We start from the raw sequence: 8,028 nt of genomic DNA, 5'->3' as shown, positions 1-8,028 counted from the left end.
GTTAGGACGACCTTATGTTGACACTCTTCAAGGCAGTCGTTACCCCAACCTTAAAGAATTGCGAGTACAGCATCAAGGACAACCTTGGCGAGTGCTTTTTGCTTTCGATCCTATCCGTCAAGCTATCATGCTAGTAGGAGGAAATAAAACTGGCGATAAAAGATGGTATGAAAAAAACATTCCCATCGCTGAAAAAAGATTTGAAGCCTATTTAAAAACATTAACGGAGCAAAATCTATGATTACCTTTGATGAAGAAATGGATAAACTGCCCTCTGAAAGAAGGGCAAAAATTGAAGCTAAAACCCAAGAGCTTTTACAAGAAATGCAAATCATTGATGAACTTCTTCAACGCCTAGGACTTTCTTCTGAAGAAATCACGGAAAGCGAAAGTGAACAGCCCTGTTTCTCAGCAAAATCGGATGATTTAAAACAACATCTTACCCTAGAAAATTTAACCCGTATGATGAGGGAATTAGGGGGAGAATGGGAACTTACCCTTAAATTTCCTGAGCAACAAGTGATTAAATTAAGTAGTGAGCGCCCGTAGTTTTTAGGTTGGTTTGAGGGAATAAATATGTTCAAGAAAACCTCTCAATTCTCAGGAAAAGCGAAACCCAACACCCAACACCTAAATCTGTCTGAATCTTTTTGTTGGGTTTCCTTACGTCAACCCAATCGACGATAATTGCTATGATTACTAGGTTCGGTAGAGCCGATTTTTTTTAAGCATTTAACATTTAAGCACCCAATCTTCCTTCTAAAATGCCAATGATGGACAAATCCTCATCTAAGGTTTCCCAATGTAATCCCGTGCCATCACAAATTAACTCAACCTCTGCTAATTGTTCAAAGGTTGCTTTTGATAAGCGTTTATTTTTATAAGCAGGAAAACGAATTTCTCTATCGTCTTCTAAACGAATACAAATCCATTTATCTTCAACCCAAACTTTTTGAGCTTTTACTATGCTTTCATGTACCAAATACATCGTGCCATTTCCTCCGTATTATTTCTATATTTTCTGTAATGATAACTTCAGCCCGAACAATTTCTTTGGTTTTTAGACCTTTAGCATAATCCAATTCTAGCGGCTCTAGCCAAAATTTAGCATATCCGCCGCCCCGTCGAACGTGAACGTGCATGGGTTCATTGCCTTCATTGGCATAGAAAAAGAAAACATAGCCTTCCAGTCTGAAAATTTCTGGCATGAGGTTAAAGCTTATTTTGCCGGATTTCGCCAAGCATGAAATGTAACGCACCATCAATTTTATAATATTCGGTGGGTTATGCTACAGTGCTTGTCATCTTGGTGCGATCACTGTTTTAGAGAACGAAAAGCGATCGCATCCTTTCCTAGGTTGGGTCATCGGAGCGAAACCCAACACCCAAAATCTAAATCCGTCTGAATCTTTTTGTTGGGTTTCCTTGGGTGTATTGTTGGGTTTCCTTTTTGTTGGGTTTCCTTGGGTCTATTGTTGGGGTTCCTTACGTCTATCGGCTAGACAAGGAAAAAGCGATCGAGGATTTCCGACAAGCCGCCGAACTGTTCCGCCAGCAAGGGAACGCGCCAGCACGCGAAAAAGCCCTGCAATTCCTACGGCAATTAGGCGCGGTCTAGATACTCGATCGATTTTGAATCTCACCCCGAAAAAAGCGATCGATCTTACAGCAAGATTTCTAGCGCTAGGGTGAACCCCGGAACCACATCTTCCCCGCTTAAAATCGCGTTCTCGGGATAACAGGTAATCGTCCCGTCCTGACGGTAGACGAAAGCCTGTTTATTGTGGCGATCGATCAACCATCCTAACTTCACCCCGTTCTCCCGATACTCCTCCATTTTCCGCTTTAACTTGGATAAACTATCGGTTTTAGAACGGATCTCGATCACGAAATCCGGCGCGAGATCGAGAAATTCATCCTCCCTTTCCTGCCAACCGGACGGTAAACGTTCTCTCGCCACGAAAGCCACATCGGGAGAGCGTACCGCGCTATTGGCCAGTTTAAAACCGCCGCTAGAACTAAATACCTCTCCTAACCCGTTCTGTTCGACCCAGTAGAGCAGGCGAGCGCCGGCTTTCAGTTCTCGATTCGCTGAAATACTTCCGATCGGTGCCATAGTGACTAAGGTTCCATCTGCATTGCGTTCAAAGCGTAATTCCGGGTTCTGACAACTGAGGCGAATTAATTCCGCATCAGTAATCGTCGGGGATTTGCTTACCATATTGCATCAAAAAAAACAAGTATTTTTCACTAAATGATAACAAAGCGATGCCGATTGCCGCGCTTTTTCCTTTTGTACCCGAAAGGAAAAAAAATTGATCGCCCTATCCTGCATATTCCCAAAAAAGCAACCGATGAATTAGGTAGAAGCTCAAATCATCCTCACCGAGGAACTACCCATGAAATCCTTCGCCCTTCTCACCACCGTCAGCCTAATCGGCCTCTCCACCCTCGCCACTGTTCGCCCCGTCATCGCCCTAGAAGGCCGACAACCAGCCGAAACCCTGATCACTCAAGCGAACTACAAAGAAGCGATCGCCCACTTTAACCGGGGAATTGACTACATCCAACAGGAAAAATATGATCTCGCCCTCGCTCAATTCACCAGAGCGATCGAACTCGATCCGGACTATAGCGAAGCTTACCTCAGTCGGGGCATGATTTACACGATTCGCGAACAATGGCGGCCGGCGTTTCAAGACCTGAACACCGCGATCCGACTAAACCCCCGCGCTGCCTACGCTTACCATTTCCGCGGATACGTCCATCTCGCATTTAACCAGAGACAAAATGCGATCGCCGATCTAACAACGGCCGCCGAATTATTTCGCCAGCAGGGAAACACAGAAATGTACAACAGCGCCATAGAAGCACTACGGCAGATAGGTGCGTAATACCATTTTTCATAAGTAATGGCAGAGATGGTTAATCGCCCTCACCCCCAACCCCCCCGACGTCGGGGGGGCAAGGGGGGGTAAGATACCTGCCAAGAATAAAGAAAAATGGTATAAGTTGCAAGGGAGAGCGATCGCTCTCCCCCTCTAAACTTTTGTGAAAAAAGCAACCTGAGGACTTAAAACTTGATCGCATAATTGGAAAAAAACCAACGATAACATCCTTGCAAGTATCCCTCGACTAAAGAGGAGCCAACCCGATGAAACCAATTACTTTCACCCTATCGGTGCTACTGGCCACCACTGGCCTACTGGTTCAACCAGGAGGCTTCCTGATGGAAAACGTTCCACCCCTCCTCGCCCAGGAGCAGACCGCTTCTAGAGTCTATCAGAAAGCCAGCCCCGCCGTCGTCACCGTCAAAAATGGCAGCGGCCACGGTAGCGGCTTTCTCGTCAGTCCCGACGGTATCATCATTACCAACGCCCACGTTGTTGCGGACGGCCCCCGGGTGGTGACGGTGAAATTTTCCAACGGACAGCAGGCCTCGGCAGACGTGATCGGCTTCGCTAAAAATGGCGTGGATCTGGCCGTCCTGCGGATTTATAACCGCCAAAACCTGCCCTATCTTCCCCTCGCCCGTCCGAACTCCGCCAAGGTCGGCGAAAGCGTTTTCGTCATCGGTACACCCCTAGAAGAAGACTATCAAAATACCCTCACCCAGGGCATTATCAGCCGTCTCGACCCCGAAAAAGGCATTGTGCAACACAACGCTAATATCAACAAAGGCAATTCCGGCGGGCCGCTTTTGAATTCACGGGGGGAAGTGGTGGGGGTTAACGTCGCAGGCGATATCGGGAGTTACGTTTACGACGGTGCGGGAAACCCGATCGGCCTTACCCAGAGCGGCATTAATTTCGCCGTTTCCCTCGATCGCCTGCAAGCTTTCCTCACCGCAGTTAAAACAGGCGATGTCTCCACCGTCTCAACATTAGGACAGGACGATCGGATACAGTTACTCGCCCTCCCTCTTAACGGTCAGACCGTTCAAGGCAACTTGACCAAAGACCAAAACGAGCAATATTACGGGTTCGAGGGTCGTGCCGGACAGAAAATCGTTCTGGATATGAACAGCAACGAGATCGCTCCCTATCTTGTCCTCTATCGCGTTCTCCAATCTTCCGAGGGGACAAAATACCCACAGGTCGCCCGTAGTGACCAGCGCGTCGATCGCGCCCCCGGGGATTTTAACGCTCGACTTGTAACCGAATTACCCGCCGATGGAGTTTATATCCTAGTGGCTACCTCTCGCGAAGGGGGTGAATCGGGTCGCTACACCCTCAACGCCGCCGCTAACCCTTAAATAACCCATTTTGACCCTAATCACGATTCTAATCCCTATTTTCTGAGGAACTATCCCTATGAACTCTAGATATATTTCCCACCGTCTCGCTTGCGTCGGCCTCCTCGCCACTGTCCTCCTCGGTGGTATCGCCCCCGGTTTCAGCCAATCGACCACCCCGAATCGCGTCACCTTCTTCTGTAAAGAGGTGTTCGATCGCGCATCGGGAGAGAAAATCCCCGCCACCCTCGCTTGGATTCCCGAAAGGAACGGCAATGTGCGGATTATCGGCTGGAAATCGGAATATTTCTCCAAACGTTCCCCGGTTCGTTGCCAGGAAGTCACGCAAAATTTCCAGAAAGCATATAATCAAGGGCGTTTTAACTACCTTACCACCGGCCGGGCGAAGGGATACCCGATCATCTGCAGCGTTTCACGATCCGGCGATCCCTGCGACGGCAATAGCCAACTTTTTACCCTCAAACCCCACGATAACCCCGATCTGGTCTTGCAACAACTCATGGACATCCTAGAGGGGAAAAGCTCGGATATGCTCCTCCAGAGTTCCGGAGATAAAACCTATATCTCGATGACGGAGTTTTTCGCCAAAGCACCACTCGCCGATCGCGACGCGCCCTGTGGTACGAGATCGGCTGGCCCGCAAAATAATTGCGTTCCCACCCGCTAGAATTTTCGCTGTTTTACCCCGAATTTCCCCATAATAACCATGTTGAAACCCTTTCCCCTACTCCTAAGCCTCCTACTTCTGCCCGTCGTACCGGTTAAAGCGCTATCCCCTTTCTCTGCTCCGGCGATCGTGGCGGAAGACAGCCCAAACGCGCAGATCGAGCGATCGATCCGTCAAGTCACTGTTAAGATTACTAGCGAGATAAATCGGGGATCGGGAATCATTATCGGGAAAAAAGGCAGTATATACCTCGTTTTGACCAACGCTCACGTTACCCGCGGCGCGACCACCCTACAGATCCAAACCCACGACGGCCAAACCCGCACAGCCTCGATCGCGCCGAATTCCCTTTTGGAAGATAAGGATCTGGCCCTACTGGAGTTTAGCGATACCCGGGATTATGCGATCGCTAAAATTAGCGCCATTCACCTGGAAGCGGAACTAGATATCACTGTAACCGGTTATTCCGCAGAAACGGGGCAGTACACCACCGATAACGGGAAAATTGAACAAACAAGCGATCGACCCCTCCGGGAGGGCTACAGCGTCGGTTATAGTGGCGATATCGTGCAGGGAATGAGTGGCGGTGGTATCTTTTTCGAGGATGAGTTAATCGGCATTAACGGGCGATCGGCCCATCCGATTCTCTCTAACTACACCTACGAGGACGGCACAAAACCCACAGACGCAGAAATCCAACAGATGAGAGCGGTTAACTGGGGCATTCCCCTTCATACCCTATTAACCTACATCCGTCCCGAAATCCTCAGCGCCTATAACCTACCCCTACCGCAGGTGAACCCCGATATAGAAACCACCGCCCCTACTGACTATATCGCCGAATTAGAAACAAAAGCCAAGGGTTTCACCGTCCGGATTGATAGTAGCAGTACAGCCAATGGAAGTGGCGTAATTATCGCTAAAGAAGGGAATATTTACACAGTTTTAACCGCCGCTCACGTCCTCTGCGAAAAAATCGCCGAGGAGAAAACCTGTGTCAATTTCACCTACACCGTCGTCACCAGGGACGGCAAAACTCGAAAAATCGAGAAAAGCACCATCATTCGGCAGGAAGGGGTAGATTTAGCAGTTTTTCAGTTTGAAAGCCAGGACAATTATCCCGTTGCGGAAATAGCGAATTATAACCCAAATACCGATGATTTTGTTTTTGCCGCAGGCTTCGCCAAAATTGGACAAAATCCCTCGAAATGGTTGTTTAGTGGCGGTACAATTGACGAGAAAGAACGGGGATTACTACAAACCCGCCAAAGTCCTTTAAGGAATAAACAAGGGGGAACATTACAAAGTGTTGCTTCTTTAACCGAAGGCTATGAATTAGTTTATACCAGCATCACATTTGGGGGCATGAGTGGCGGTGCAGTCTTAGACTCTCAGGGGAGAGTAATAGGGATTCATGGAAGTTCGGAAACAGCAGGGGTAACGGAAATTCAGTTAGGGTATAGTTTAGGGATTCCTATTAGCACTTTTATCGGATTGCAAGAAAGATTGAAGGTAAAACCGCAATTATTAACCACTGCTCAACCCCAAGTTAGTCCGCAACAACAACAAGAAATTATTCAAGCGATTACTGGTGTTATTGTCCCTAATACCAATGCGAAGGCGGATATTTGGATACAAAGGGGGGGACAATTATGGCGGTTAGCAAGGGATCAGGAAGCAATTAAAGCCTTTGATGAAGCGATTAAGCAAAATGACCCCGATAATGTCTATTTAGCCTGGTATGGTAAGGGATTAGCGTTATTTGAATTACGCGAACATCAACCAGCTATAGAAGCTTTGCAACAAGCGATTAATACCTTACCTAAACGGGAAAATTTAAAGAAGTTTCACAGTAGTATTTTACAAAAGCAAAGTGTTGTTTATCGCTATTTAGAAAATTATGAGCAAGCATTAACGGTGATTAATCAGGCGATTTCTCTGGTTCCCAATAACCCCAATTCCTATAACGAGAAATTGGCAGTATTATATCAATTAAAACGCTATGATGAAGGATTAGCGGCGATTAATCAGGCAATTAATCTCGCTCCCCGTGCTGCTTGGTACCTCAATCGGGGGCTTCTTTACTCTGACTTGCAGAAATACGAATTAGCCCTCTCTGACTACAACAAAGCCATTGACATTAATCCTAATTATGCTAAGGCTTACAACAATCGGGGGATTCTTTACAAAGACTTGCAGAAATACGAATTAGCCCTCTCTGACTACAACAAAGCCATTGACATTAATCCTAATGATGCTATGGCTTACAACAATCGGGGGCTTCTTTACCATAACCAGCAGAAATACGAATTAGCCCTCTCTGACTACAACAAAGCCATTGACATTAATCCTAATGTTGCTGAGGCTTACTACAATCGGGGGATTCTTTACATTGACTTGCAGAAATACGATTTAGCCCTCTCTGACTTCAGCAAAGCTATTGACATTAATCCTAATGATGCTAACGCTTACTACAATCGGGGGAATCTTTACAAAGACTTGCAGAAATACGATTTAGCCCTCTCTGACTACAGCAAAGCCATTGACATTAATCCTAATGATGCTATGGCTTACTACAATCGGGGGGTTCTTTACTCTGACTTGCAGAAATACGATTTAGCCCTCTCTGACTACAACAAAGCCATTGACATTAATCCTAATGATGCTTTGGCTTACGTCAATCGGGGGGTTGTTTATGCCCTGACAAGAGAGTTTCCAAAAGCCCTTGCTGATGCCGAAAAAGCCTCAGAATTATATCGTCAACAAGGGAATGAAGCAGGTTATCAACAAGCTCAAAAACTAATCAGCATGATTCGCCAAGAAATGAGTAAAAATTAGGACAAAAAAAGATGGAATGGAATATTATCTTTGATGAAGCCTTTCGAGATTGGCTATACGAACAAGAAGAAACTGTACAAGATTCAATCTTGGCTTATATTGGGCTACTTAAACAAAAAGGACCCTTGTTAGGACGACCTTATGTTGACACTCTTCAAGGCAGTCGTTACCCCAACCTTAAAGAATTGCGAGTACAGCATCAAGGACAACCTTGGCGAGTGCTTTTTGCTTTCGATCCTATCCGTCAAGCTATCATGCTAGTAGGAGG

The 8,028-nt window shown here is 46.7% G+C and carries 11 protein-coding genes; 8 read left to right on the top strand and 3 right to left on the bottom strand.

Annotated features, from left to right (window positions below):
- Positions 1-241 (top strand): type II toxin-antitoxin system RelE/ParE family toxin (locus tag O9334_RS14110; RefSeq protein WP_287999763.1); only part of this gene is annotated, 241 nt, incomplete at its 5' end.
- On the top strand, positions 238-549 hold the full coding sequence (locus O9334_RS14105; RefSeq protein ID WP_002804649.1) for a hypothetical protein: 312 nt from the start codon (positions 238-240) through the stop codon (positions 547-549). The genes O9334_RS14110 and O9334_RS14105, both read left to right, overlap by 4 nt.
- Before the next feature lie 190 nt (positions 550-739).
- On the opposite strand, the gene O9334_RS14100 is transcribed toward O9334_RS14105, so the two are convergent.
- Both O9334_RS14100 and O9334_RS14095 read right to left on the bottom strand, forming a co-directional pair.
- Complete coding sequence (locus O9334_RS14100; RefSeq protein WP_002785172.1) at positions 740-988, bottom strand: DUF2442 domain-containing protein; 249 nt, start codon at positions 986-988, stop codon at positions 740-742.
- A complete protein-coding gene (locus O9334_RS14095; protein WP_002797746.1) occupies positions 972-1,262 on the bottom strand; it encodes a DUF4160 domain-containing protein in 291 nt (96 codons plus the stop codon). The genes O9334_RS14100 and O9334_RS14095 overlap by 17 nt, the downstream gene beginning before the upstream one ends.
- Before the next feature lie 167 nt (positions 1,263-1,429).
- On the opposite strand from O9334_RS14095, the gene O9334_RS14090 reads away from it, so the two are divergent.
- Positions 1,430-1,618 carry a hypothetical protein gene (locus O9334_RS14090; protein ID WP_079205652.1) on the top strand — a complete coding sequence of 63 codons (189 nt, stop codon included), beginning with the start codon at positions 1,430-1,432 and terminating at the stop codon, positions 1,616-1,618.
- A gap of 45 nt (positions 1,619-1,663) precedes the next feature.
- Here the strand turns inward: O9334_RS14090 and O9334_RS14085 are convergent, their stop codons facing one another.
- Positions 1,664-2,221: a Uma2 family endonuclease gene (locus tag O9334_RS14085; protein ID WP_194013943.1), complete on the bottom strand. Its 558-nt coding sequence runs from the start codon at positions 2,219-2,221 to the stop codon at positions 1,664-1,666.
- A gap of 178 nt (positions 2,222-2,399) precedes the next feature.
- Here O9334_RS14085 and O9334_RS14080 point away from each other — a divergent pair, with 178 nt between their 5' ends.
- The 5 genes from O9334_RS14080 to O9334_RS14060 form a co-directional block, all read left to right on the top strand.
- The gene (locus O9334_RS14080) at positions 2,400-2,894 is read left to right on the top strand and encodes a tetratricopeptide repeat protein (protein WP_288000655.1); all 495 of its coding nucleotides are present in this window, start codon (positions 2,400-2,402) and stop codon (positions 2,892-2,894) included.
- 260 nt (positions 2,895-3,154) lie between these two features.
- Complete coding sequence (locus O9334_RS14075) at positions 3,155-4,255, top strand: S1C family serine protease (protein ID WP_288000652.1); 1,101 nt, start codon at positions 3,155-3,157, stop codon at positions 4,253-4,255.
- A 58-nt stretch (positions 4,256-4,313) separates the two neighbouring features.
- The gene (locus O9334_RS14070) at positions 4,314-4,922 is read left to right on the top strand and encodes a COP23 domain-containing protein (RefSeq protein WP_288000650.1); all 609 of its coding nucleotides are present in this window, start codon (positions 4,314-4,316) and stop codon (positions 4,920-4,922) included.
- 39 nt (positions 4,923-4,961) lie between these two features.
- Entirely contained in the window at positions 4,962-7,760 is a 2,799-nt protein-coding gene (locus tag O9334_RS14065; protein ID WP_288000647.1) for a tetratricopeptide repeat protein, read from the top strand.
- Between the two features lie 11 nt (positions 7,761-7,771).
- On the top strand, positions 7,772-8,028 hold a 257-nt coding region (locus tag O9334_RS14060), incomplete at its 3' end, for a type II toxin-antitoxin system RelE/ParE family toxin (RefSeq protein WP_288000645.1).

The organism is Microcystis sp. LE19-8.1F, assembly GCF_027531715.1.
In the GTDB taxonomy this organism is placed as follows: Bacteria; Cyanobacteriota; Cyanobacteriia; order Cyanobacteriales; family Microcystaceae; genus Microcystis; species Microcystis wesenbergii_A.
The sequence above is the reverse complement of the archived record's forward strand: the minus strand, read 5'-3'. Positions and strand labels throughout refer to the sequence as shown.